The organism is Paenibacillus sp. L3-i20 (assembly GCF_022180385.2).
Taxonomy (GTDB): Bacteria; Bacillota; Bacilli; order Paenibacillales; family Paenibacillaceae; genus Pristimantibacillus.
In genome coordinates this window covers 766,878-789,232 of record NZ_BQME02000001.1, presented here as the reverse complement: position 1 = coordinate 789,232, position 22,355 = coordinate 766,878, and the positions used below count along the sequence as shown (strand labels likewise).

The window sequence follows — 22,355 nt, the reverse complement described above, 5'->3', positions numbered from 1 at the left end:
GATGAAAACTACGACGGCCAATCGTCAGACACTAGTTGATATTTTGAGAGGCGTAAGTTTGCTTGGTATTTTGCTTGCCAATGTGGTTTTGTTTCAGTATGGCGCTGGAATCGTTGATTTTGAAATGTTCGATCTCTCAGAATGGGACAAAAACGTCGATTCTGTAATGGATGTACTCATTCATGGAAGTTTTGTCCCGATCTTTACCTTCTTGTTCGGCTTCGGAATATTCAAAATGAAAGAAAATCTTGAAGCTCGTGGACAGAAGTGGAGATTAGTTATCATTCGTCGATGCATAATGATGTTAGGACTGGGCTTTCTACATTTTTATTTCTTATGGCAAGGGGACATTTTGCGTCTGTATGGCTTTCTGGGACTGCTGTTATTTGGTTTCCTAGCTCGTAAATCGAGGACAGTATTAATAGGATCGATCATCGGATATGTTGTTCTAATCATCATTGGATTATCACTCAACCTGCTGACTACTGACCAATTGAAAGAGAAAAGAGAACTAACGATAACTCAACTAATCGAGTCAGAGATTCCCGTATTCTCCTCAGGCACCTATTGGGAAATCTTTCATCATTCTGGTCCAGATAGTGCAGAACAACTTTCAATGTCGGCAGTTACTGTATTACAAATATTATTACTTCCGTTCGGTTCTTTGACTATGTTTCTACTGGGCATCTATGCAGCCAAACGCTCATGGTTTACGCAGCCAGAGACCAAGCGAAGGAGATACGGACGAGGAGCGCTGCTATTCCTTCCCCTTGGTCTACTAATAAAAACGCTGCATGGAATGTGGCCGGACTCCATCTTCGGAGGAATAACAGAGTATATCGGTCCAATTACGCTGGCCATCGGATATTTGTTCACATTTGCTTGGATACTTAGCGGTGTCAAAAACAAAAAACTATTGTATCCGTTTGAAGCAGTGGGCAAATTATCGCTTACGAACTATCTTATGCAGAGCGTTATCTGCACCACTATTTTCTACGGATATGGATTCGGTTATTACGGGAAACTAGGCTTAACTGCTGGCATTGGCATCGCTTTAGTTATATACGCATTGCAGTTATTGTTCAGTGTACTTTATTTGAAATATTTCAAGATGGGTCCCGTTGAACGGTTGCTCCGTATATGGACATATTGGTCATTGTCCGGCAGCGCACGGAAGGCGAAAGCTCGCAATGACGGACCTACAATTGTTGCTAAATAAATGATTGGGTATTATATGTCTTGAAACGTAATGCCAGAGTGATAGAAGCAAACTGTCGCATTTTGCAAAAGGAGAGGTTTATAGATGAAAAGCCTTTGCTCCGCAAAGGTTTTTTGTTATGTTTAAAACAAATTAATTTACATCCAATGTAAAAAACATTAATATATGCTAGACATAAAGAGGAGCGGTAGTAAGTAAACTATACTTGAATTTGAAAAAAATTATACGAGAGTGGGGTGTGTGAAGCTCTTTGCAATAATGCCACACAACTAGTAAAGCTCCCATTAAGGGGTAAATTAGAAAGGGTGAAATTAATGAACTCGAATCCATTAATAAGTATCGTGATGCCAGCGTATAACCGCGCCGGTGTTATTAGGTCCGCTATTGAATCTATTATTCGGCAAACGTATACGAACTGGGAACTGATTGTTGTTGATGATCAGAGTACAGACAATACGAGAGAAGTTATCGAAGAAATAGCGAAAGATGATAATAGAGTTCACTATATTGTTAATAATCGTTCCAAGGGTCCTGGGGGTGCTAGAAATTCCGGTATGCTGCATGCCAAAGGAGAATATTTATCATTCCTTGATTCAGATGATGAATGGTATGATTGCCATTTGCAAGATAGCATTGATACGATCCAGCGAACGAATGTAGACGTCAGCTTCGCACTATGGGTTGAGCAGCATGGCACGAACATTGTACGTAATTTCGATAAAGAAGTTGAGCAGGATCTCCTAAATAAGATGCGGAAAATGAACCGAGTAGATGGCGATGCCATTTTATTCAATGAGAGCTTATTTGAGCAATTTTTATTACATACTAGAAACTTCTTTCAACTGAATACGATGATGTTCAAGAGGGAATTGCTCGAAACCTATGGACTTATTGATGAACAATTTTATATTGGTGAAGACACTACCTTTATTATTCGTTTTTTTGATCATTGCAAAATAGCATTAATTACAAAGCCACAGTCAGTATACTATCAATCTCCGGACAGCGTATATTTCTTCTGCGATAGACGGCAGTTGGAGCCTGATCATCTCTATCAGAACGAAGTATTGCTCAATAAGTTCGATGAGCTAGGGCATCGATCTATTCGAGTAAGAATGCAGATTAGAGATAAAGTCATTAAGGACAAACAATTAAAGAACAAAAAAATATGTCTTCTAAACATCAATATAGGTATAGCCAAAAAATACTACACACTAAGTTATCTTCATCGATATAATAGAGAAAAGGCAATTCGTTACTGCCGATTATCACTAAAATATAAGGTCAGTATCTTTAATCTGATGCTGCTCGCACGATTATTTTTATCGATTAAAGGCGGGAGCGGGTTTCTGAAAAAAGCAGTGGATCTTTGGTGAGACGAGTAAGCAACAAACAACAGGAGCGAGTCATATGATTATTGTATTGAATAATAAGGATACAAAAACTGCGAATGACATATTAGAAGTACAGCTGCCCGCTTATCGTGTAGAAGCTGAGATTATTGGATTCGATGATATTCCACCATTGCGAGACACGGTACAATCGATTGTAGACTGTGATGAACATTTTGTAGCGTATGTGTTGGATGAGGCTGTTGCAGGCTTTATTTCTTACGAACAGGACGATAACGACATCCATATTTGTAGACTGGTTGTACATCCTAATTACTTCCGTAAAGGAATCGCTAAGCAATTATTGGCTCATGTTTTGCGTGGCCCAGCTGAGGGCAAGAAAATTGTAGTTCATACGGGTGCTAAGAATGTGCCTGCTATTAGACTGTATGTTAGCTATGGCTTCGAGGAGATGGAGCATATTGAAGTTGCTCCAGAGGTGTATATTACACGGTTTGAACGACCAACTTCCAGAAATTTTGTTGATTAAATAAATCAATACAGGTTCTCAATTAGGTCCTTATAGGATAGAAATTCCTATAGGACCTTTTAAATTAAATGCATACCATGGAACTATACGCCGATTTAACGTATAATGTAGGTTGCGGCAATATAAGCACCTATAACGGAGTGATCAATTGAGCGATTCAAAGAAAAAAGGTGGCACGGGCAGAGGGACGGACAAAAAGGGCTGGAACAGGTGGCAGGCTGCTGCCAACAAAGCCAAAAACTCACCTAAACCTTATAAAAGTAAAGGTACAAAGCGGAAGGATGGCACTACAGCCACTTCCAATAAGAATAATGGTAATAAATCAGAAGCATAATCAATTTAAGGGATGTAATCCAAACTTAGGAGTGGTAATTTGAGGAAGAATAAACCGATGTCATTTGAGGATTTACTTAAGGAATTGCAAGAGCAAAAGGCGAATAAGGATGATTCAGCTGAAGCAACACTAGAGCGCTTGTTTAACGAATCATTTATGAACAAACATTCCTACAGCAAGAGCTTTCAGGAGTTTCTAGAGAAAGGTAATTTCCAAGCTTGGACGCAAGAGGATGTTAATTTGATCCCTGAAGAGCTTTGGAATCGCCATGTAGCAAGAGAAACGAAATTTGCTGACTGGAAAACGATGCTTGAAACAGCTAATTCGGAGTTCGCAAAAGTATAATAAGCTAGTATAAGGGTTGGTCATTTGTCTAAGGACAAGTGACGAACCCTTTTTTGTTTGCACTAATCGATTTTTTTGACGAATACTTTGATCATTATCCATAACATTGCAACATGAATAAATAGTCCGAGAGTGCCGTAACCAATTGCTAATAAAGGCTGCAATCCGTGTTCCAACATCTTTGCGACCCAAAAGGTAGGAATAATGGCTGCAAGCCATTCCCAACTGTCTGGTGCGAAGTGAACAGCAATTGGGCCAACAATGAGTAGGCCGCCGAGTTTAGAAAAGGCGATTCCTTCTACCTTGTTCCCGGCAAATGCGGCTAGCAAAAGTGCGAACCAAGGTGCTTCAAGGCAAACTAATAGGAGTGCTAAAAGGTGAACTGCTCGAAACTCCATTAATCCGGACATCGTTAGAAAAAGTGTAGAGAGTATAATTGTTAGTCCCGTAGGTAGAAGCAGACGGTAAAAAAGGTAGCCACGACGCGTAAGCGGAGTTACAGTGAAATAGGCAATTAGATTTTCATCACGCTCATCGAGTATGAGAAGTCCCGTAAGCGTGCCAATGAGCAAAGGTATCGTTGCAATGAATAAAGACTGAGCAAAATTAGCATAGCTAGACAATTGGAACGTGTATGATGTCATCAGCCATTCAGCAGCAAGTGGAAATCCAATTCGGGCAAGCAGGATGAGCATAAGCGGACCAAAGATACAAGCCATAAGCATCGGATCAAGAGCAGCCTGCCTTATATCATTTCTTAGGAGCGTATTGTATTTGTTCATGCTCCAGCCCCCAACCTACCTAACACATGCTGCTCGAATGAGCGTCTAGCGGATAGAAAAGCAATACCATTCCATATACACAAGATAAGGATCGCATATATCCATTCATTTATCGATAAGCCCTCATATGCGGATTGCAGTAGCAATAACGTTCCTTGTGTTGGAAAAAAGTCAAATAGAGGTGTATCCCAAACGCCAATATAGCCAAGCACAGGCAAAGAAAAGGGTAGACCATAAGCTTGACTCATGAGGATAAAGCCATTGATCGTTCGACATTTGGCCACTGCACTGATGGAAAGAAGAGTCATGAAACTTGACGTTAATATAATACCAACCGAAAATCCGAGTGGAGACTTTGGAACTCCCACAGAGGACAAATGTATGGTCCAAGCGGCAAGGAGGGATAATAAGGATATGGATGCTGCTTTAGCAAGCAAGTATTCTCTAATTCGCAGCGGTGTAACGAAGAGCGGATCATGAATGCCTTGATCTCTTTCTAGCAGAACGATGCTTCCCGCCAATATAAGGCCAATGGCACTTGGATCACTGTAAGCCAGAAGTAGGACTGTCGTCTCCTTATAGTTATCGGGAATAAATTGCAACACTGTCCAATAGAGTGCACAAACCAAAACATAAATCCAAAAGAACCCGTGGCGCCATAGTAGCCGTACATCAAATGCAAACGACGTTAGTGCCCTCATGATAGCTGCCTCCCTGTCACAGCGATAAATATTTGCTCAAGCGATGCTTCTTGTGAATGAATCGTCTCGATAGGATACGATGAAAGCAATTTAGAAAATTGATCGTTACTGCCGATGTTATCGAGTGAAAATTGTTGCGATTGCTTCCCGTTCGCATCTATATATTCAACTCGAACTTTCCTTTGCCCATGCGTAAGCTTAAGTTCACGAGGAGAATCAATTAACTTAATTTGACCATCTACGATGAAGGCGACACGATCACATAACGCTTCTGCTGCTTGCATGTTATGGGTTGTAATAACGATCGTTTTCCCTTCTGTCTTCAGTTTAAGAATGAGCTCTTTCATCCGTTCTGCATTCACTGGGTCTAGTCCAGATGTAGGCTCATCCAAAAATATAATATCAGGCTTGTTCAAGAGTGCTCGGCAAAAGTTAAGACGCATTTTCATTCCTTTTGACAACTGTGCAAACGGTTTATCGGCGGCATCCTTTAAATCAACTTGTTCCAAAAGCCGAAGCGGATCTTCGGTTTCTCCAGAGTACAGAGAACGGAAAAGCTTTAAGTTATCTAACACAGAAAATTTTGCATAGAAGTTGGGGAATTCAAATGCCACGCCGATTCGCTCAAAATAATCTGAACCTATGTCTCGTATCTCCTTGTTCATTACCTTAACGCTGCCGCTATAGCTTTTGAGTGAGCCGATCAATATTTTTTGAGTGGTGCTTTTTCCGGCCCCAGAAGGGCCAAGAAATCCGAAGATTTCTCCTTTTGGGATGACGAAGTTGAGGCCATGTAACGTGAGTTCCTCTTGACGCGGATAGCGAAAGCTAAGATCCTTAACCTCTATCATCTGTATTTGCTCCTTCCGACTCTGCGCTCCAAGTGACTAAACCTGTCGCTATCACATCAATAAGCAGTTCCATCGTAGCATCGAATTGCCCCTCACCGATTTCCTCCTTATGCAGCCTGAGCAAGATCAGAGAGCGGAAGAGGCTGACAAGCAGCTCTGGCGCAACACCTTTCATAATCCCCGCAGATTGCCACAAAGAAATGATCGGCATCATGGCATCTTGATCCTCTGAAAAGTTGCGGGCGAGTAGTTCTTTTGGCAGCTTTCTCATGAGCTGCTCCAGCTCTCTCTTCACAATCATTCCTTGCAAAAGAGGGCTTTGCTCAAGCATTTGAAACGATTTGATTAGAAACCGTTTGATCCCTTCTTTAGTGATCATTTCGCCCTTAGCAAAAGAATTTTGCATCTCAGCGCGAATACGCTTCTCATCCTCTTGCATGAGCGCGTAAAAAAGCTCCTCTTTGGAGCTATAAAACAAATAGAATGAGCCTTGTGCAATACCAACTGCCTGCGTAAGTTCCTCGACACTAGTTTTCTTAAGACCGTAACTTTCAAATAAACGTCTACCTTCAGTTAATAACTTTTGCCCAACCCAGCTACGTTCTTCTTCGGAAAACTTCTTCGCCATCGTTTCATCAGCTCACTTTGTGAATGTATGAATAAATTCAATATTTGTTCATACTATAATTCAATTTGAATTAATTGTAAATAGTTTCCTTTGTGTGAATGACAAAAAATAAAGAAAGAGAAACTCACGTTTTGGAAAACGTAGGTTTCTCTGCGGAATGAATCTTATTTTATTTCTTTTTGAAAATGATTGAGCCATTGCTTTATGCCATCGATTGTTAAGCAAACTATCAATAACCAATCATTGAATTGAGCCTGAAAAGCTATCTGCTTTATTGACTAATTTCTTTCCCCATTCGCTATTACTCCATATATTTGGATTGTTAATCGTTTTATTTTGCCCACGTACCATAAAATCATAACTATCTTTTCCCCCAGAATACCAATCAACAATTACTAATTTGCCGTTTCAAAATCCATATAGGATAGTTGATCTTTGTCGTGGGCTAAATATTCGGTGCGATTCTGCGATGCATCCTCTGTAGTGATGGGGGTAACTTCTATGTTCATTGCGTGATCTACGCTGCTATCTCCTGAGATTACAGGAGTGCTGTTCTCGTTGATACTAGTAGCAGCTTTTCCGCATGAACTTAGAGTAATGAATAGCACGACTAGCAGGTAAGCAAGTTTCATGGTATACCCTCCATTAGTATATGAATCTATGTTTAGACACTATAAATAGAATATGTTAATGCACATCACTAGCAATCAAATGACTGGAGTGATGTGCATTAGATTTAGAACTTTATTTGTAATTACTTAGATAGAATGAAACCAATACTAATAACTTTCAACAAGCTCAGTAAACTGATCAGGATGCAGCCGAATGTAGTCGCTTATTAGAGCAATTGTTATAGGCAGAGCTACGAGCAGCTTTGCATACCATACAGAGATTTGTTCATGTAATAAAGGGTCATTGTTTATATCGTCGTATGAAACATTGAAGTCGCTCATGCTGCGTGGATGATTTCTTTTTTTGAGGAGTGCATCCATTTCTTCGATTAGTGGGAGCGTATCCCGATCCTCGAAAAATTGCAGTCCGCGAAATAGTCCTGACCATCGCTCGGATTGAGCCATATACAGGGCACTCCAATAATAACAATCGGCTTCGGATTTTTTTACATGCGAGTAATAAGTCCAAAAAATAAATAATGCCCTCTGTCCACTGCTCCAATGAGGATAAATGTCTGTTGCAAAGTTCTGCTCTTCCGTCTGAGCCCTTTTGTAGACTTGAATCAAAGGCTTGAAGCATGCGGTTCCCAAATCAACGTTGTTCATCGTGTTGAAATCTTCCTGTTTCAATATTGCCAGCAATAAAATTCCCCCTCACTCAAAATCGTACTAAAATATGTAAAAATTAGCAATGAAATTCGTTGAGAGTGATACAAGCATCTCTTTATGAAGACAGAAGAAAAACGTTTGACAAATGTTGGTCACTTACTTTATTATCTTATTTAATAAACGTCTAATTAGATAATGTGTAAATTGAATGGGAGTTGAGCATGAATGCAACTGGAGAAAGTTGTCCAATATCATAAAGCATTAGCTGATCCGACTCGGATTAAGCTGTTGATTCTTTTGGCTGACGGAGAGATGAATGGTCAAGCGTTGGCGGAGAAGCTTTCTGTTACACCAGCTACGATAACTCATCATGCTGCGAAGCTGAGAGAAGCTAGCTTAATAAATGAAAGAAGAGACAAAAATACAATTTATTTTACACTCAACGATTATTTCATTAAAAATAGCGCTAAAGGTACGGAGGCACTGATCTATAGACATACTGCGGGAGGGATGGAGCAAATGGATGAGGCTCAAAAGAAAGAGGAACAATTAAAACTAAAAGCATCTGTTATCCGAAGTTTCTTTACAGCCGAAGGTAAGCTTAAGAATATGCCAAGCCAGTTAAAAAAGAAGCTGATTGTATTAGAGCATTTAGTATCTCAGCTAGAAAAAGGACGCAAGTATAGTGAAAAAGAAATAAATACGTTTATTAAGGGCTACTTTGATGATTTCGCTACTATAAGACGGGAATTTATTATGCATCAATTTATGTATCGGGAAAATGAAGTGTACGAGTTAAACCCACAAGAACTATGGGCTAGATGGGAGTCGTTGTCGTGAGAACGATATTAGTCGTTGAAGACGAGGCTATATTAAGAGAAATTATTAAGGATTATTTTGTGAATGAGGGTTATACGGTATTGGAAGCAAGTGACGGCAAGGAAGGATTGTCTCATTTTCAAAACAATGAAGTAGATTTAATAGTGCTAGACGTCATGTTGCCGGAGATTGATGGCTGGTCGGTATGTCGGCGTATTCGGAAAACATCCAATGTCCCAATCATTATGTTAACGGCAAGAGTAGATGAAGATGATACGCTGCTTGGCTTTGAGCTTGGAGCGGATGATTATGTTACGAAGCCGTATAGCCCTCCAGTCTTGCTGGCAAGAGCGAAGCGCTTGCTAGACAGTCGAGTCCGCAAGACGGAATCGTCTGAGGAAATGTTGTCTTACGGTGGTATTCGGATGCATCTCGCATCTCGGACAGTAACTGTAGATGGAGTAAGCAGTAGTTTGACCTATACAGAATTCGAAATCTTACATTACTTAATGCTCAACCAAGGAATTGTTGTGACGAGAGAGCAGCTCATAATGAAAATATGGGGTTACGAATATGCAGGGGATGAACGTACTATTAATACACATATAAGAAATTTACGGAACAAGCTAGGGGACAAATCTAAGATGATTACAACCGTCGTGCGGACGGGATACAAAATCGATGCGAGCCTATGAGAGTAAAGATTGTATGGAAACTGTTCGCTTTAACAACGGCGTTATGTCTGTTGCTTCTAGCAACAATTTATGTGGGGCAAACGTTCTTTTTCGAAAAATATTATGCCAATCACAAGCTAAATCAAATTCAAACCAAAATGAAAACGTTCGAAACGGATTATTTGAACAGTGACGGACCCCAGGCTGTACAGAAACTAGAGCGAGCTTTCTACCTTGAAAATAATGCATGGATTACGACGCTTGACCAACATGGCAGCTTGCTAAATGCTCCTGATTTTTATTTGAAGGCTCAGTTGTATCATAAACTTCACGAAGACATAGAAAATAAAAAGCCTTTGGATACGATCACCATACCTTTATACAATTTCATGAGTATAGAAGAGGCAATAGAAAAAAAGACTACTCTTGAGAAAGGGGTAGACATTAGTATTATTAAGCTAATCAAAGATTCTGTTGAAATACCGGTACAGTTTGAGTTGAGAACAGAAAATAATTTGTTGAGATACGTGTATGAGGGTATAGATCCGATTGAGGAAAGTGATTTAAAATTTAAATATATGAAAAATGAAATATCAATTAGGCATGGGGATATTACAAGCATACAAATTCCTGATCAAAATGCGGCATCGGGGTATATTTATTCCAACACTTTGTTTATGAAAAAAATCAAGGAATTTCAAGCACAGTTGTTAGCCAATGAAAGAGGTCCAGAGATCGACTTATTGCGATCGATTGATTTTGTTGAAAATAACGTTAAATATAATTTAATTATAGATCAGATTGAGCATAAGGACGGGTCAAAGGGGTATATCATCTCTATGACATCGATGCAGCCTGTTGATGAGGCGGTACAAATGCTTAAAGACTATTATGGGTATCTAGTTCTGTTTGCTATGTTGCTCATCGTACTGGCCGCATTTTATTATTCGAAAAAAATTGCAAAACCTTTGCTCCAAATAAATAGAACGACGCAAAAAATCGCAAGTTTGGACTTTTCAGAACGAATATCAATCTCCTCTAAAGACGAAATTGGAGATCTATCGCAAAACATTAATTTGTTATCCAACACATTACATTCGTATATTTTGCAGCTTCGTCAGGATATTGAAAAGGAGAAGCAGCTGGAGAATACGAGGAAAGAATTTATTTCGGATGTTTCGCATGAGCTGAAGACTCCTCTTAGTATAATGAAGAGCTGCATATCGATTTTAAAGGACGGCGTTGCGAGTCATAAGAAGGAGCATTATTTCGAAGCGATGGAGAAGGAAGTCGATAAGATGGATATCTTAATTGTCGACATGCTGGATCTGGCTAAATTCGAGTCAGGGACGTATAAGATGGAGATGGACGAGTTCTATATCGATAAAGTGATTGAGTATATTTGTGATCAGCTTTCCCCAAGCATTAGGCAAAAGGAGCTTCACATACACAAATCACTGTTGCCTGTTGAAGTTATCGCCAATCAACACCGTATTGAGCAGGTTATTACTAATTTTTTGACGAATGCCATTCGTTATACGCCTCTGCAAAATGACATTTTCGTTTCTACAATTGAAGAAAATGATGTCATTAAAGTAAAGGTAGAAAATAAAGGTGCACATATATCCGCCGAGCAGCTTGATAAAGTGTGGGATCGCTTCTACAGGGGGGATATTTCCCGTCACCGTTACGAAGGGAGTACTGGAATCGGACTTGCCATTTCGAAAAATATTTTGGAACTGCATCAAGTTCAGTACGGTGTTTATAATACGGTAGATGGTGTTGTATTTTACTTCTACCTGAACAAAAAAGGATAATACATGTAATGATTGGCGCTGTTTCTAAGTAGATCCTACTACCGATGAAACAGCGTCTTTTTGTTGTCTTGATCTCGTCTTAATATTATCTTCATCTAACCCCAGTAAACTATCACTATATCAATTAGATTATTTATTATAGTGAAAGAAGGGACAGCATTAATGAAGAAGTTAGTACTATTATTCATCGTTACAATTGCTTGTTTCATTTTGATTGGAAATATATATCAAGGAAAATCTGCTACCAGCAAAGAAAAAGTAGAAGTGACAACGTTGAATGCGAAAGCAGATGGAGATATGAAGTTAGCAGGTAAAACAATTGTGATTGATCCAGGGCACGGAGGTAAAGATGTTGGTGCTAGTGGACAGAATGGTACGATAGAAAAAGATGTCACACTACGAACTGCTAAGATGATACAAGATGAAATAATGCGGCAAACGGGGGCTAACGTTTTATTAACACGAGATGGTGATCAATCATTTTCCCTTCAAGAGCGTGTTGATTTTGTTAGTGAGAGGGATGCTGATCTCTTTATAAGCATTCATTACGATGCATTTATAACAAGCGATGTGCAGGGAATTACAACCTTTTACAATAAAGATTCGGACTTTGCACTAGCTGATATGATTCATAAACAATTATTTAGTCAAGAAATTAATACGAGAGATCGCGGTGTGCAGCATGGTGATTACTTCGTCATTCGAGAAACTACACAACCGTCAATTTTACTGGAGCTTGGATACATTTCCAATACAGTTGAGGAAGAAAGAATGAATTCAGACGAGTTTCAACAACAAGCAGCAGAAGCCATTACAAAGGGCATTATTGATTATTTTTCATAACTAACAAAGAAACCGTCCAACTCTCGTGAAGTTGGACGGTTTTTTAAAGTTCGTGCAATTAAGTTAGAAATAAAATGGCGGAGCTGACGGGATTCGAACCCGCGGTCTCCTGCGTGACAGGCAGGCATGTTGGGCCACTACACCACAGCTCCACATAATATGTGCGTGTCTTAGACACAAGCTGTATGTTAACACGAATGTATAACGATTGACAAGCTTAATTTAAAAATAATTTTTATTGAGTGGAATATAATGGTTTTTTAAATTAGTTAATGAAATCATATTATTGTCTAGGGTATAACATTACACATACACCAATAATACAAATTGCTGCGCCGATCCAATCGTAGGTATCCGGTGTTTTGCGATCAATTAACCAGCCCCATAACAGAGCCATTACGATGAACACTCCCCCATAGGCGGCATACACTCTTCCGAATGTAGGGAAAGATTGAAAGGTAGCAATGATACCGTATAGAACAAGTGCTGCTCCGCCAAGTATTCCAAGATAAAGAGACTTCCCTTCTCTTAACCACAACCAAATTAAATACCCGCCTCCAATTTCTGCGAGTCCAGCAAGAATGAATATTAATACTCCCATTGATGGTGTTCTCCTTTGCTACTATGCTGCATGATAGTCGCTAACCATCGTAGCCCAAAGAAAGACGGTTGTAAATCGGCCCCAAGAAGAAACCTTTTTTTGGATATTTTCGTCTACATGAAAGAAGGGGTGATGAGATGAGTAGACCGCTTAAAGTGATGGGTGTTCTCGCAGTTGTTCTTTTACTTGCAGGCATTTGGGTTCAGATATCCCAGAAAAGCAACCCGCTTGAGCTCATAGTATCGAAGCATGGGGAAATTGTGAAAGATGATTTTGTTTATCGTATTTATACGGAACGTGATACGTATCAAGAAGGAGATTCGGTCACGCTTATTTCCGAGCTGGAATATGTGGGGGATCGAAAGTTTGTAACGATCTTGCATGAGGCAACGCCATTCCATTATGGAATTAGTGAAAATTCGGGTAAATATGCATTTTATTATATGATGAATCAGCCAGCGATTCGAACAACACTGATCAAAGGTCAGCCGTTTCGTGAGTCGTATACAAGCCCCGGGGCATTAATTGTGGAGGAAGGGGTGACGCTTCCGACAAAGCAAGCTGAGGTTCCGTTTCCAGCAGGTCAATATCATGTGAGCGGTTATGCGAAATTCACTGTAAGTGAAGTAGATGGCAAGGAGGAAGGAGACTTCAAGATCGGAAAGGACTTGACGTTTGAGGTGGGGAAATAACTAGTCCTAAATGGATAAAAATGATTGTCATGATTATGTATGCCACCGTAGTTATGCTATCTTTTGAGTTAAAATGAAAATGCTTCTTTGGTTGCATACCCCGGTGGAAATAGGGAAGTGTAATAACTAATTCCTTTACCAATTAGGGGGCTTCAAAAGTGCGAAAAACGCAATGGTTACTGCTGCTCGCAGTTGTCATTTTGGTGATTTCCTTATCTGCTTGCGGCAGTGGAAAGAAGACCGAAAACAACGAAGCTGGCAAACCGAATAATACGAATAATGAGTCGAATAACACAGTGGATGCGGAAAAAGCTGAAGAAATCTATAAGAAAAGCTGCGTAGCGTGCCACGCTGTTGATCTGGGTGGAGGCGTAGGTCCTAATCTCCAGAAGGTTGGAGGAAAGTTGACGCTAGAAGAGATCAAAACGAAAATTACCAATGGCGGCAATGGAATGCCTCCCTACAAAGGTCAGCTAACTGTAGAAGAAATCGACACACTTTCGAATTGGCTAGCGGCTATGAAGTAGACAACAATAATATTGAAACGTAGGGAACTATTTCCTGCAAGAGCTGTCATACCCATAGAGGTGTGAGGGCTCTTTTTGGTGTAATCGGAAGGTACGGTGTTACCAAATAATCCATACGAGATGAATATGAAAGGGAGCGCAGAAAGTTGACTGATCCTAGACGGATCGCAGAGAGGGCCACAGTCACTACATTACACAACATTTTTAGCTTTACTAGTGGAAGATCTAGTAGCAGGGCATGATGGAGCCCATACTGCTGAGCTCCATATTCGTGCGATTCAAAGCTGTGTTCTGCTTGAGTCGTTTATTCGTATGCGCAGAAATGGTCCAAAAGAATTGTATAAATTAAAACAGACGTTTATTCAATCAAAGCAGTCCTCGTTGTTTGGTCATGTTTTTCATCCAACACCGAAGAGCAGACAAGGTTTTCCTGAATGGAGACAAGAGATGTATGCTCCTGAATCAAAAGACAACTTCCAGCTCCATTGTTTTGCAGTAAAACGTACAATTGTACAGCAACAATCGGAATAGTAGAAACGGAGCGCCTTGAGGTCGGATGACTTTCACTCGCCTACAATTTGCTCAGGAAGGCGGCAATAGACTAACAATCAGAAAGAGCAGTGCAGGGATAACCTCCCTAGCACTGCCCTTTCTGATTTTTGCCTATTTTCATAAAGCGAGCTGTATCCTCAAGTAAGCGAAATTACTTTTGGAACAGCCTCGTATATAGGGGGTTATGACCCTTGAAATTACACGGTTATTCGTCAATCCTCTACCTTATAAGAGAACTATAAGAAAAGCTCAGTCTTTCCTTCAATTATTTTTATAGACAAAAACTGACTATTTTATTGACCATGAAAGGGAGACTGTGGTAGTTTTAGAGCAGTATATTAAACAGAGTAATGCACTTGGAATTATAATGAGCGAGATTCGATGCGAGGTGGATGTTGTTGCAACTTAAAGTGACGAACAGTCCGTTTACTGAAGGGCAAGTTGAGCTGCTGAATAAGCTCTTGCCAACGTTAACGGAGGCACAAATTCATTGGTTGGGCGGGTATTTAACATTTTATCGGACGGGCGCAGAAACTGCAGCTTCAGTAGAGGTCGTTACGACGGCATTGCTTGAGCAGGTTGCTCCAGTTATTGCAAGTGAGCCTGCTGCTCCTCGTGAAGCTACCATTTTATTCGGTTCACAGACGGGCAACTCTCAGAGATTGTCCGGCCGTTTGGCGGCGAAGTTGAAGGAGCAAGGATACGAGGTTACCTTGTCAGCGATGAACGCATATAAGACGAATGGGCTGAAGAAAACGGCTCATTTATTTATCGTTGCAAGTACGCACGGTGAGGGTGATCCGCCGGATAATGCGATTCCTTTTTATGAGTTTCTATACAGTAAGCGTGCTCCTAAGCTTGAAGGCCTTAAGTTTTCTGTACTTGCACTTGGTGATACGTCTTATGAGTTTTTCTGTAAAACGGGCATAGACTTTGATGAGCGCCTCGAGGAGCTTGGAGCAGAACGTTTGGTCCCTCGTGTAGATTGCGATCTGGATTTCGAAGCCCCAGCTACGGGGTGGTTCGGTGCTGTTATCGATGCACTTAATGCAGCAACTGCAACAGGAAATACTGGAGCAGCCGCCTCTACTGCCGTTTCAAGTGCAGCATCTATTACGTCTGAGGATGAATCCCAGTATTCTCGTTCTAACCCGTTTCGATCAGAAGTATTGACGACAATTAACTTGAATGGACGAGGAGCAGATCGTGAAACCCGTCATCTTGAATTATCACTTGAAGGTTCAGGTCTCAGTTACGAACCTGGAGATTGTGTCGGTATTTTCCCGGAGAACGATCCTTCATTAGTGGATAGCATCATTGCAGAGATGGATTGGTCACCCAATGAAATCGTTATACAAGGCAAAGATGGAGACGAAGGGGAGCTTCGTTCCGTATTGCTTCGCCAACTCGAAATTACTGTATTGTCTCGTCCTGTACTAGAGAAAGCATTGCCTTATTCTGAAAATAATAAGTTGGCTGTGCTGACCTTGCCGGAGAAGAAGGATGAGCTAAGAGCATATACAAATGGTAGAGATTTGCTAGACCTATTGCAAGATTTCGCTCCGTGGAATCTAAATGCTGTAGAATTGGTTTCGATTCTACGCAAGCTGCCGCCGCGCCTCTATTCAATCGCAAGCAGCAATAAGGCAAATCCTGAAGAAGTGCATCTTACAATCCGAAAAGTTCAGTACGAGGCACACGGCCGTAAGCGTAATGGCGTTTGTTCCGTCCAAACGTCTGAACGATTGGAAGCGGGAGATACACTGCCAATCTTTATTCAGCAAAATCCAAATTTCAAGTTGCCTCTTAACTCAGAAACTCCGATTATTATGGTCGGACCGGGAACGGGCGTTGCGCCGTTCCGTGCATTTATGGAAGAGCGCGAGGAGCTTGGCTCCGAAGGTAAGTCATGGCTATTCTATGGTGACAGATATTTTGTTACGGACTTTCTATATCAGACGGACTGGCAGCGGATGTTAAATGATGGTGTTTTAACAAAGCTTGACGTAGCTTTCTCTCGTGATAAGAAGGAGAAAGTGTACGTACAGAATCGGATGCTTGAGAATGCAGCCGAACTTTACAAATGGCTCCAAGAAGGTGCTCATCTGTATGTGTGTGGTGATGAGAAGCATATGGCGCATGACGTTCATGCTGCACTGCTTACGATTGTCGAGCAGCAAGGCGGATTAGACCCAGAGTCGGCGAAAGCATATGTTGCAGATCTACAAGCACAGCAGCGTTATCAACGTGACGTTTATTAATAACAGGATCGTATGTGCGCAGCTAGCGCATTGGAAGGGAGCTTGCAACTATGGCTAAAGATCGTAAAGTAGAGCCGGTCGGCGGACCACCGAGTGATGTAGAGCATTTGAAGGTTGAAAGTAACTATCTTCGTGGATCACTTGTGGAATCACTTGCTAATCGCATTACAGGTGGACTTACTGAGCTTGATAATCGCTTGTTGAAATTTCATGGTAGCTACATGCAAGATGACCGTGATGTGCGTAATGAACGTCAGAAGCAGAAGTTAGAGCCAGCATATCAATTCATGCTTCGTGTAGTAACACCAGGGGGTGTCACTACAGCCGAGCAGTGGCTTGTTCTGGATGAACTTGCACGAAAGTATGGTAGCGGAACTCTTCGTTTTACAACTAGGCAGGCGTTTCAGATGCACGGTGTTCTGAAATGGAATTTGAAAGAAACGATCAAAGATATTAATGATTCCTTGCTGACGACGCTTGCGGCATGCGGAGATGTTAACCGTAACGTTATGTGTAACCCAAACCCAGAGCAATCTGAAGTTCATACAGAAGTATTCAAATGGTCACAGGAAATTACGAAGCACCTAGCTCCACGAACGCCTGCCTATCACGAAATTTGGTTGGATGGGGAAAAGGTTATAGACAGCTTGGAAGTAGCGGAAGTTGCAGCAGCGACTGAGACTAAGGGAGAAGTGAAGATCGCAGCAAAAGCTGAAGCGGTTGAAGTTGACCCGGTCGAGCCGATCTATGGACCAGTCTATCTGCCTCGTAAATTCAAGATTGGGATTGCAGTTCCTCCTTCCAATGACGTAGATGTTTACTCTCAGGACCTTGGCTATATTGCTATCGTAAAGAAGGGTAAGCTTGTTGGATTCAACGTCACTGTAGGCGGCGGCATGGGTATGACGCATGGTGACACGAATACGTATCCTCAGCTGGGGAGAGTAATTGGCTTCTGTAAGCCTGAGCAAGTAGTTGATGTAGCGGAGAAAACAGTAACGATCCAACGTGATTATGGCAATCGCTCTGTTCGCAAATATGCGAGATTTAAATATACGATTGATCGCCATGGCATAGAGTGGTTCGTAGATGAATTGCATGAGCGCTTAGGCTGGAAGCTTGAGGCTGCACGTCCATTTGAATTCGACAGCAACGGCGATCGTTATGGCTGGAAAAAAGACAAAAATGGACGTTGGAATGTTACGTTGTACATTCAAAGCGGGCGAATACTGGATCAAGAAGGCTTACAGCTGATGACGGGTCTAAGAGAAATTGCGAAGGTCCATTCTGGTGACTTCCGTCTAACAGCTAATCAGAACTTGACGATTGCCGGTATTACAAACGGGAAGAAAGCTAAGATTGAATCACTTCTCGAGAAGCATGGAATTACGGTAGGCGAGCAGCTATCTGCTATTCGCCGCAGCTCATTGTCTTGTGTTTCTTTACCAACTTGTGGTCTTGCAATGGCAGAGGCAGAACGTTATTTGCCTTCTTTGATTGATAAGCTTGAGCCGATTATGGAAGAAGTCGGTTTGCGAGACGAAGAGATCAATATTCGTATGACGGGTTGCCCAAACGGCTGCGCTAGACCAGCGCTTGGCGAAATTTCTTTTATTGGTAAGTCTCCGGGCAAATACAATATGTATATGGGTGCAGGCTTCTCTGGCGACCGCCTAAGCAAGCTGTTCCGCGAAAATGTGGATGAAACAGAAATATTGGACACATTGAAGCCAATTATTCATCGTTATGCAGAAGAACGGGAGCAAAATGAGCATTTTGGCGACTTCGTTATCCGTACTGGTTACGTGAAAGCTGTTGCATCGGGATTGGATTTCCACAATTAGTGGATGAAACAAAAAAGAAAGCGGCTGTCCCAAAAGTAGGTTCGCTAACACAAGGATATAGCTCGCTTTATGAAAAATAGGCAAAATCAGAAAGGGCAGTGCTAGGGAGGTTATCCCTGCACTGCCCTTTCTGATTTTTGGTCTATTGTCGCCTTCTTGAGCAAATTGTAGAGGAGTGAAAGCTGGCGCTCCGTTTCTACTATAAGATAGCATATAACGCTACTCGGATTGCTACTGTTGTTCGTCTATACGATCTTGCTTGTGCAGCAGATCGCTTAATGCTTCCCGAAGCAGAACGGATTCCTTTTTCTTTAACTTTTCGGCTAATGTTTTTAATCTCCGTACCATCGAAGAGGGATAATAACATGATTTCATAATCATTTCTTCATTCGGTGGCAATGAAACTTGGTTTCGACCATTTTCTTTAGCATTTTCGAGTGCTGCATCCGCACTTCTACGTAGAGCAGCAGCATCTTTGGCATCACGAGGATATTGTGCAACACCTATAGTTGCTGTAAATTCACGTGATGATAGTTCTCCCGTTCGGAATCGATGCTGCGACTCAGAGATATGTTGCCTAAGCCCTTCCATTCTGAGGAAAGCTTGCTCTAAGCTGATGCCTGAGAGTGCAATGGCGAATTCATCACCAGAGATTCGATAGGCTTGTCCGGGAAATTGTTCTTGTAATACTTCCGAAATAGCAACGAGTGCACGGTCTCCAACTTCATGACCATAAGTATCGTTAAGCTCCATAAAAAGGATCTCTTGAGCTTTCGTTTTCAAAATTGTGCGATTTTTTCCCATTATGATATAGTGAAAATGAATGCCATGTGATAGAGTTTGAGTAGTGTAAACGCTTTTAATAAACATTGAGGTGGAAATGAAATGTCGACGAATAAGAAAAATAAAAACAGTGGTTCTCGTTCTTTTGTATTGTATACAGGTATCCTTATTGTGGTCGTTGTAGCTCTGTTTTTTGTAAATCAGGCATCAAAAAAAGAAGAGAATAGCAATAAAATTTTAGAAAGCGCTCCGCCACTAGCTGCTCAGCCAGTCATGGGTGATGCTAATGCTAAAGTATCCATCGTTGAGTTTGGTGACTACAAATGCCCTTCCTGCAAGCAATGGGGAGAGACAGTCTATCCTAAGCTGAAAGAAGAGTATGTTGATACAGGTAAAGCAACATTCTCCTATATTAACGTATTGTTCCACGGAGATGAGTCGAAGCTCGGCGCACTAGCGGGCGAAGCGATCTTAAAACTGTATCCAGATCACTTCTGGGCGTTCAACAAAGGGTTGTTCGATGCACAGCCAGCTTCTGCTCATGATAGCGCATGGCTAACAGAGGAGAAAGTACTTGAAGTAGCAAAAGCTGTTGTTCCGGGTTTTGACGAGGCGAGTTTTAAAACAACAATGGCTGCAGAAGAAACAGTTAAGCTTGTTCAGCTTGACGAGATGCTTGTAAATCAATTCGGCGTTAATGGTACTCCAACTGTCATGATTAATGAAACACAAATTACGAATCCGTTCGATTATGAAGCGATTAAAGCAGCAATCGATCAAAAACTGAAATAATGGAGGGAGGAGCATCATGATAATTAGACACAATGCTTTAGCTATGGCTTGGTTTGTGGCGGTTGTTGCGACACTCGGTAGTCTCTACTTTAGCGAAGTTCGTGGATTTATTCCGTGTGAATTATGTTGGTATCAGCGTATACTAATGTATCCACTTAGCATAATGCTTGGCATAGCGGCTTTTTATGATGAACATATCATTAGAAAATATGCGCTGCCGCTATCAATAATAGGAATGGTAGTATCCTCTTTCCATTACATGGAGCAGAAGATTCCGGGTTTTGCAGCAATTAAACCTTGTACAAAGGGTGTTCCTTGTACGACGCAATATATTAATTGGTTCGGATTCGTAACGATTCCGTTTTTAGCATTGACTGCCTTTACGTTAATTACGGTCTTACTCCTTCTAGCGAAGAGAAGATAAGGGGGACTGCATAATGTCTGGCAGCTTGTTATTAATAGAAGATGATCCTTCCATTAGCGAGATGATTGAGGGATATTTGGTTAAAGAAGGTTACCGTATTACAACGGTGAATGATGGCGGGGACGCAATGCGAGTGTTCGCGAAACAATCGTATGATCTAGTACTGCTCGATCTGATGCTTCCGAATGTAAATGGACTAGATCTACTGCAGAAGTTTCGTGAGCAAAGTCGAGTGCCTATCTTAATTTTGTCTGCAAAGGACGGAGAAGTGGATAAGGCATTGGGGTTGCGATTTGGTGCGGATGATTATATAGCGAAGCCCTTTTCATTGCTTGAGTTAGCCGCCAGGGTGAGCGCATCTATTCGAAGGGCGACGCAATATGCGGAGACCAAAACGCCAGAAGAACCGGGAAATAGTCTTTTAGCTGTAGGTGAGCTTATTATCGATCCTAACAATTTTATGGTCACAAAACGTGGCGAAGAAATTAAACTGACTGCCAAGGAGTTTCAAATACTAAAATTATTTGTACAACACCCTACACGAGTGTATACGAAGGCATTGCTTTATCAGCTTGTGTGGAATGAACAATATTATGGTGACGAAAATGTCATTAACGTACATATGAGAAGGCTGCGAGAGAAAATAGAAGATGACCCGTCCAATCCGCGTTATATACGCACATTATGGGGAATCGGTTATAGATTGGGGGACCTCTAGCATGAATTGGCTATGGGTCGCCCTTTTTGTCTTGTTGTTAGGTTTGTACGGTCTCGAAAGAAGGAAAAATGCCTCTCATAAAAAGCAGATAAGCTATATTAGTCAAAAGCTCGATCATATTGCGAATCAGCCAACTATAACTACGGAGAAAGTTCTTCTTGTGACGGAAGAACATGAATTACGTCAATTGCTTCGGAGCATTAATGATTTGCTTAGCAGTGCGCATAAATCAGCATCTGACTTTACTCATACGGAGAGGGCGATGCGCAAGATGCTTTCTAATGTATCGCATGATCTCAAAACACCGCTTACCGTTATTTTGGGTTATGCGGAAATATTAAAGAGCAGTTCAGATATGTCCGATGCAGAACGGGAGCGGCTATTAGGTCAGGTTCATCGAAAGACGTTAGAAGTGTTGGAACTTATTAATGCTTTTTTCGATTTAGCAAAATTAGAAGCCCAAGACACGGAGCTGCCTCTTTCTGTTATGGATGTAGGTGAAATTTGCCGTAAGCGCATATTAGCGTATTATGACTTGCTTGATTCACAGCATTTCCAGGTGGAAATTGATATCTCTGATGCCCCATTATGGATTTATGCCAATGAAGAAGCTATAACACGTATTCTTGATAATTTATTGTCTAACGCCGTTCGATACGGAGCAGAGGGGAAATATTTAAGGCTGTCAGCCAAAGAAAAGGGATCGCAGATCCATATTGAAGTGGCAGATCGAGGTCCAGGTATAAGGGAAAGTGATCAAGAGCGTGTCTTTGAAAGATTATATACGCTAGAAGACTCACGAAACCGAAATATGCAAGGTAGCGGACTTGGACTGACGATAACGAAAAGACTTGTTGAACGGTTAGGCGGCCGTATTCATCTGTATAGTGTTCCAGGCAGTTGGACTAGTTTCACAGTTACGCTTCAGATAGCAAGGGGCGATCGAGCATCTAGAGATTCAAGGGTTGCCATTTCTGACAAGTAAGA

General features: G+C 41.3%; 26 protein-coding genes and 1 tRNA gene. 18 read left to right on the top strand and 9 right to left on the bottom strand.

The features are described 5' to 3' along the window. Position 1 precedes the first annotated feature (1 nt). The 5 genes from MFF31_RS03940 to MFF31_RS03920 all read left to right on the top strand — a co-directional run bounded on the left by MFF31_RS03940 (position 2) and on the right by MFF31_RS03920 (position 3,779). A complete protein-coding gene (locus MFF31_RS03940; RefSeq protein ID WP_238186812.1) occupies positions 2-1,219 on the top strand; it encodes a DUF418 domain-containing protein in 1,218 nt (405 codons plus the stop codon). A 314-nt stretch (positions 1,220-1,533) separates the two neighbouring features. After that, positions 1,534-2,595, top strand: a complete 1,062-nt coding sequence (locus MFF31_RS03935; protein ID WP_238186811.1) for a glycosyltransferase family 2 protein — start codon at positions 1,534-1,536, stop codon at positions 2,593-2,595. Between the two features lie 34 nt (positions 2,596-2,629). After that, positions 2,630-3,100, top strand: a complete 471-nt coding sequence (locus MFF31_RS03930) for a GNAT family N-acetyltransferase (RefSeq protein ID WP_238186810.1) — start codon at positions 2,630-2,632, stop codon at positions 3,098-3,100. A gap of 148 nt (positions 3,101-3,248) precedes the next feature. Next, a complete protein-coding gene (locus MFF31_RS03925) occupies positions 3,249-3,434 on the top strand; it encodes a DUF3934 domain-containing protein (RefSeq protein WP_238186809.1) in 186 nt (61 codons plus the stop codon). Positions 3,435-3,491: 57 nt separating this feature from the next. Beyond that, positions 3,492-3,779, top strand: coding sequence for a hypothetical protein (locus MFF31_RS03920; RefSeq protein WP_238188481.1), 288 nt, complete (start codon positions 3,492-3,494; stop codon positions 3,777-3,779). A gap of 62 nt (positions 3,780-3,841) precedes the next feature. Here MFF31_RS03920 and MFF31_RS03915 read toward each other — a convergent pair whose 3' ends face one another. The 6 genes from MFF31_RS03915 to MFF31_RS03890 all read right to left on the bottom strand — a co-directional run bounded on the left by MFF31_RS03915 (position 3,842) and on the right by MFF31_RS03890 (position 8,054). Next, the gene (locus MFF31_RS03915) at positions 3,842-4,561 is read right to left on the bottom strand and encodes a hypothetical protein (RefSeq protein WP_238186808.1); all 720 of its coding nucleotides are present in this window, start codon (positions 4,559-4,561) and stop codon (positions 3,842-3,844) included. Next, positions 4,558-5,262 (bottom strand): fluoroquinolone export ABC transporter permease subunit, encoded by a 705-nt coding sequence (locus MFF31_RS03910; protein WP_238186807.1) that lies wholly within the window; start codon positions 5,260-5,262, stop codon positions 4,558-4,560. The genes MFF31_RS03915 and MFF31_RS03910 overlap by 4 nt, the downstream gene beginning before the upstream one ends. Continuing rightward, positions 5,259-6,113 (bottom strand): ABC transporter ATP-binding protein, encoded by an 855-nt coding sequence (locus tag MFF31_RS03905; protein WP_238186806.1) that lies wholly within the window; start codon positions 6,111-6,113, stop codon positions 5,259-5,261. The genes MFF31_RS03910 and MFF31_RS03905 overlap by 4 nt, the downstream gene beginning before the upstream one ends. After that, a complete protein-coding gene (locus MFF31_RS03900) occupies positions 6,100-6,741 on the bottom strand; it encodes a TetR/AcrR family transcriptional regulator (RefSeq protein ID WP_238186805.1) in 642 nt (213 codons plus the stop codon). Before MFF31_RS03900 ends, MFF31_RS03905 begins: the two co-directional genes overlap by 14 nt. A gap of 395 nt (positions 6,742-7,136) precedes the next feature. Further along, positions 7,137-7,373 carry a hypothetical protein gene (locus MFF31_RS03895; RefSeq protein ID WP_238186804.1) on the bottom strand — a complete coding sequence of 79 codons (237 nt, stop codon included), beginning with the start codon at positions 7,371-7,373 and terminating at the stop codon, positions 7,137-7,139. Between the two features lie 147 nt (positions 7,374-7,520). Then, positions 7,521-8,054: a hypothetical protein gene (locus MFF31_RS03890; protein ID WP_238186803.1), complete on the bottom strand. Its 534-nt coding sequence runs from the start codon at positions 8,052-8,054 to the stop codon at positions 7,521-7,523. A 192-nt stretch (positions 8,055-8,246) separates the two neighbouring features. On the opposite strand from MFF31_RS03890, the gene MFF31_RS03885 reads away from it, so the two are divergent. The 4 genes from MFF31_RS03885 (at position 8,247) to MFF31_RS03870 (ending at position 12,174) form a co-directional block, all read left to right on the top strand. Beyond that, complete coding sequence (locus tag MFF31_RS03885; protein WP_238186802.1) at positions 8,247-8,861, top strand: DUF2087 domain-containing protein; 615 nt, start codon at positions 8,247-8,249, stop codon at positions 8,859-8,861. Continuing rightward, positions 8,843-9,535 (top strand): response regulator transcription factor, encoded by a 693-nt coding sequence (locus MFF31_RS03880; protein WP_238186801.1) that lies wholly within the window; start codon positions 8,843-8,845, stop codon positions 9,533-9,535. The genes MFF31_RS03885 and MFF31_RS03880 overlap by 19 nt, the downstream gene beginning before the upstream one ends. Beyond that, a complete protein-coding gene (locus tag MFF31_RS03875) occupies positions 9,532-11,331 on the top strand; it encodes a sensor histidine kinase (protein ID WP_238186800.1) in 1,800 nt (599 codons plus the stop codon). Before MFF31_RS03880 ends, MFF31_RS03875 begins: the two co-directional genes overlap by 4 nt. Positions 11,332-11,493: 162 nt before the next feature. Continuing rightward, positions 11,494-12,174 carry an N-acetylmuramoyl-L-alanine amidase family protein gene (locus MFF31_RS03870; protein WP_238186799.1) on the top strand — a complete coding sequence of 227 codons (681 nt, stop codon included), beginning with the start codon at positions 11,494-11,496 and terminating at the stop codon, positions 12,172-12,174. Positions 12,175-12,249: 75 nt separating this feature from the next. Here MFF31_RS03870 and MFF31_RS03865 read toward each other — a convergent pair. Then, positions 12,250-12,326: transfer RNA gene (locus MFF31_RS03865), tRNA-Asp, on the bottom strand. Between the two features lie 131 nt (positions 12,327-12,457). Continuing rightward, positions 12,458-12,775: a YnfA family protein gene (locus MFF31_RS03860; RefSeq protein ID WP_238186798.1), complete on the bottom strand. Its 318-nt coding sequence runs from the start codon at positions 12,773-12,775 to the stop codon at positions 12,458-12,460. Positions 12,776-12,912: 137 nt separating this feature from the next. On the opposite strand from MFF31_RS03860, the gene MFF31_RS03855 reads away from it, so the two are divergent. The 5 genes from MFF31_RS03855 to cysI all read left to right on the top strand — a co-directional run bounded on the left by MFF31_RS03855 (position 12,913) and on the right by cysI (position 18,651). Continuing rightward, on the top strand, positions 12,913-13,467 hold the full coding sequence (locus MFF31_RS03855) for a hypothetical protein (RefSeq protein WP_238186797.1): 555 nt from the start codon (positions 12,913-12,915) through the stop codon (positions 13,465-13,467). A 158-nt stretch (positions 13,468-13,625) separates the two neighbouring features. Next, positions 13,626-13,994: a c-type cytochrome gene (locus tag MFF31_RS25150; protein WP_282570415.1), complete on the top strand. Its 369-nt coding sequence runs from the start codon at positions 13,626-13,628 to the stop codon at positions 13,992-13,994. 216 nt (positions 13,995-14,210) lie between these two features. Further along, the gene (locus MFF31_RS03845) at positions 14,211-14,525 is read left to right on the top strand and encodes an IucA/IucC family protein (protein WP_238186796.1); all 315 of its coding nucleotides are present in this window, start codon (positions 14,211-14,213) and stop codon (positions 14,523-14,525) included. Positions 14,526-14,944: 419 nt separating this feature from the next. Further along, positions 14,945-16,807 (top strand): assimilatory sulfite reductase (NADPH) flavoprotein subunit, encoded by a 1,863-nt coding sequence (locus tag MFF31_RS03840; protein ID WP_238186795.1) that lies wholly within the window; start codon positions 14,945-14,947, stop codon positions 16,805-16,807. A 50-nt stretch (positions 16,808-16,857) separates the two neighbouring features. Continuing rightward, on the top strand, positions 16,858-18,651 hold the full coding sequence (cysI, locus tag MFF31_RS03835) for an assimilatory sulfite reductase (NADPH) hemoprotein subunit (RefSeq protein WP_238186794.1): 1,794 nt from the start codon (positions 16,858-16,860) through the stop codon (positions 18,649-18,651). Positions 18,652-18,882: 231 nt separating this feature from the next. Here cysI and MFF31_RS03830 read toward each other — a convergent pair whose 3' ends face one another. Continuing rightward, a complete protein-coding gene (locus MFF31_RS03830) occupies positions 18,883-19,455 on the bottom strand; it encodes a GGDEF domain-containing protein (RefSeq protein ID WP_248565392.1) in 573 nt (190 codons plus the stop codon). Positions 19,456-19,536: 81 nt separating this feature from the next. On the opposite strand from MFF31_RS03830, the gene MFF31_RS03825 reads away from it, so the two are divergent. From MFF31_RS03825 to MFF31_RS03810, 4 genes are read left to right on the top strand one after another with little or no spacing between them, the layout of a single operon-like run. Beyond that, positions 19,537-20,226, top strand: a complete 690-nt coding sequence (locus tag MFF31_RS03825; RefSeq protein ID WP_238186792.1) for a DsbA family protein — start codon at positions 19,537-19,539, stop codon at positions 20,224-20,226. A gap of 16 nt (positions 20,227-20,242) precedes the next feature. Then, on the top strand, positions 20,243-20,650 hold the full coding sequence (locus MFF31_RS03820) for a disulfide oxidoreductase (protein WP_238186791.1): 408 nt from the start codon (positions 20,243-20,245) through the stop codon (positions 20,648-20,650). 13 nt (positions 20,651-20,663) lie between these two features. Further along, complete coding sequence (locus MFF31_RS03815; RefSeq protein ID WP_238186790.1) at positions 20,664-21,368, top strand: response regulator transcription factor; 705 nt, start codon at positions 20,664-20,666, stop codon at positions 21,366-21,368. Position 21,369: 1 nt separating this feature from the next. After that, positions 21,370-22,353, top strand: a complete 984-nt coding sequence (locus tag MFF31_RS03810; RefSeq protein ID WP_238186789.1) for a sensor histidine kinase — start codon at positions 21,370-21,372, stop codon at positions 22,351-22,353. The last annotated feature ends 2 nt before the right edge of the window (positions 22,354-22,355 follow it).

Bases quoted from the DNA above. Each gene is read 5' to 3' on its own strand.
- MFF31_RS03860 (WP_238186798.1), bottom strand. From the start codon at position 12,775: ATGGGAGTATTAATATTCATTCTTGCTGGACTCGCAGAAATTGGAGGC.
- MFF31_RS03830 (WP_248565392.1), bottom strand. From the start codon at position 19,455: ATGGGAAAAAATCGCACAATTTTGAAAACGAAAGCTCAAGAGATCCTT.
- MFF31_RS03825 (WP_238186792.1), top strand. From the start codon at position 19,537: ATGTCGACGAATAAGAAAAATAAAAACAGTGGTTCTCGTTCTTTTGTA.
- MFF31_RS03910 (WP_238186807.1), bottom strand. From the start codon at position 5,262: ATGAGGGCACTAACGTCGTTTGCATTTGATGTACGGCTACTATGGCGC.
- MFF31_RS03870 (WP_238186799.1), top strand. From the start codon at position 11,494: ATGAAGAAGTTAGTACTATTATTCATCGTTACAATTGCTTGTTTCATT.
- MFF31_RS03930 (WP_238186810.1), top strand. From the start codon at position 2,630: ATGATTATTGTATTGAATAATAAGGATACAAAAACTGCGAATGACATA.
- MFF31_RS03900 (WP_238186805.1), bottom strand. From the start codon at position 6,741: ATGGCGAAGAAGTTTTCCGAAGAAGAACGTAGCTGGGTTGGGCAAAAG.
- MFF31_RS03810 (WP_238186789.1), top strand. From the start codon at position 21,370: ATGAATTGGCTATGGGTCGCCCTTTTTGTCTTGTTGTTAGGTTTGTAC.
- MFF31_RS03935 (WP_238186811.1), top strand. From the start codon at position 1,534: ATGAACTCGAATCCATTAATAAGTATCGTGATGCCAGCGTATAACCGC.
- MFF31_RS03940 (WP_238186812.1), top strand. From the start codon at position 2: ATGAAAACTACGACGGCCAATCGTCAGACACTAGTTGATATTTTGAGA.
- MFF31_RS03905 (WP_238186806.1), bottom strand. From the start codon at position 6,113: ATGATAGAGGTTAAGGATCTTAGCTTTCGCTATCCGCGTCAAGAGGAA.
- MFF31_RS03895 (WP_238186804.1), bottom strand. From the start codon at position 7,373: ATGAAACTTGCTTACCTGCTAGTCGTGCTATTCATTACTCTAAGTTCA.
- MFF31_RS03885 (WP_238186802.1), top strand. From the start codon at position 8,247: ATGCAACTGGAGAAAGTTGTCCAATATCATAAAGCATTAGCTGATCCG.
- MFF31_RS03855 (WP_238186797.1), top strand. From the start codon at position 12,913: ATGAGTAGACCGCTTAAAGTGATGGGTGTTCTCGCAGTTGTTCTTTTA.
- MFF31_RS03920 (WP_238188481.1), top strand. From the start codon at position 3,492: ATGTCATTTGAGGATTTACTTAAGGAATTGCAAGAGCAAAAGGCGAAT.
- MFF31_RS03820 (WP_238186791.1), top strand. From the start codon at position 20,243: ATGATAATTAGACACAATGCTTTAGCTATGGCTTGGTTTGTGGCGGTT.
- cysI (WP_238186794.1), top strand. From the start codon at position 16,858: ATGGCTAAAGATCGTAAAGTAGAGCCGGTCGGCGGACCACCGAGTGAT.
- MFF31_RS03880 (WP_238186801.1), top strand. From the start codon at position 8,843: ATGGGAGTCGTTGTCGTGAGAACGATATTAGTCGTTGAAGACGAGGCT.
- MFF31_RS03915 (WP_238186808.1), bottom strand. From the start codon at position 4,561: ATGAACAAATACAATACGCTCCTAAGAAATGATATAAGGCAGGCTGCT.
- MFF31_RS03875 (WP_238186800.1), top strand. From the start codon at position 9,532: ATGAGAGTAAAGATTGTATGGAAACTGTTCGCTTTAACAACGGCGTTA.
- MFF31_RS03815 (WP_238186790.1), top strand. From the start codon at position 20,664: ATGTCTGGCAGCTTGTTATTAATAGAAGATGATCCTTCCATTAGCGAG.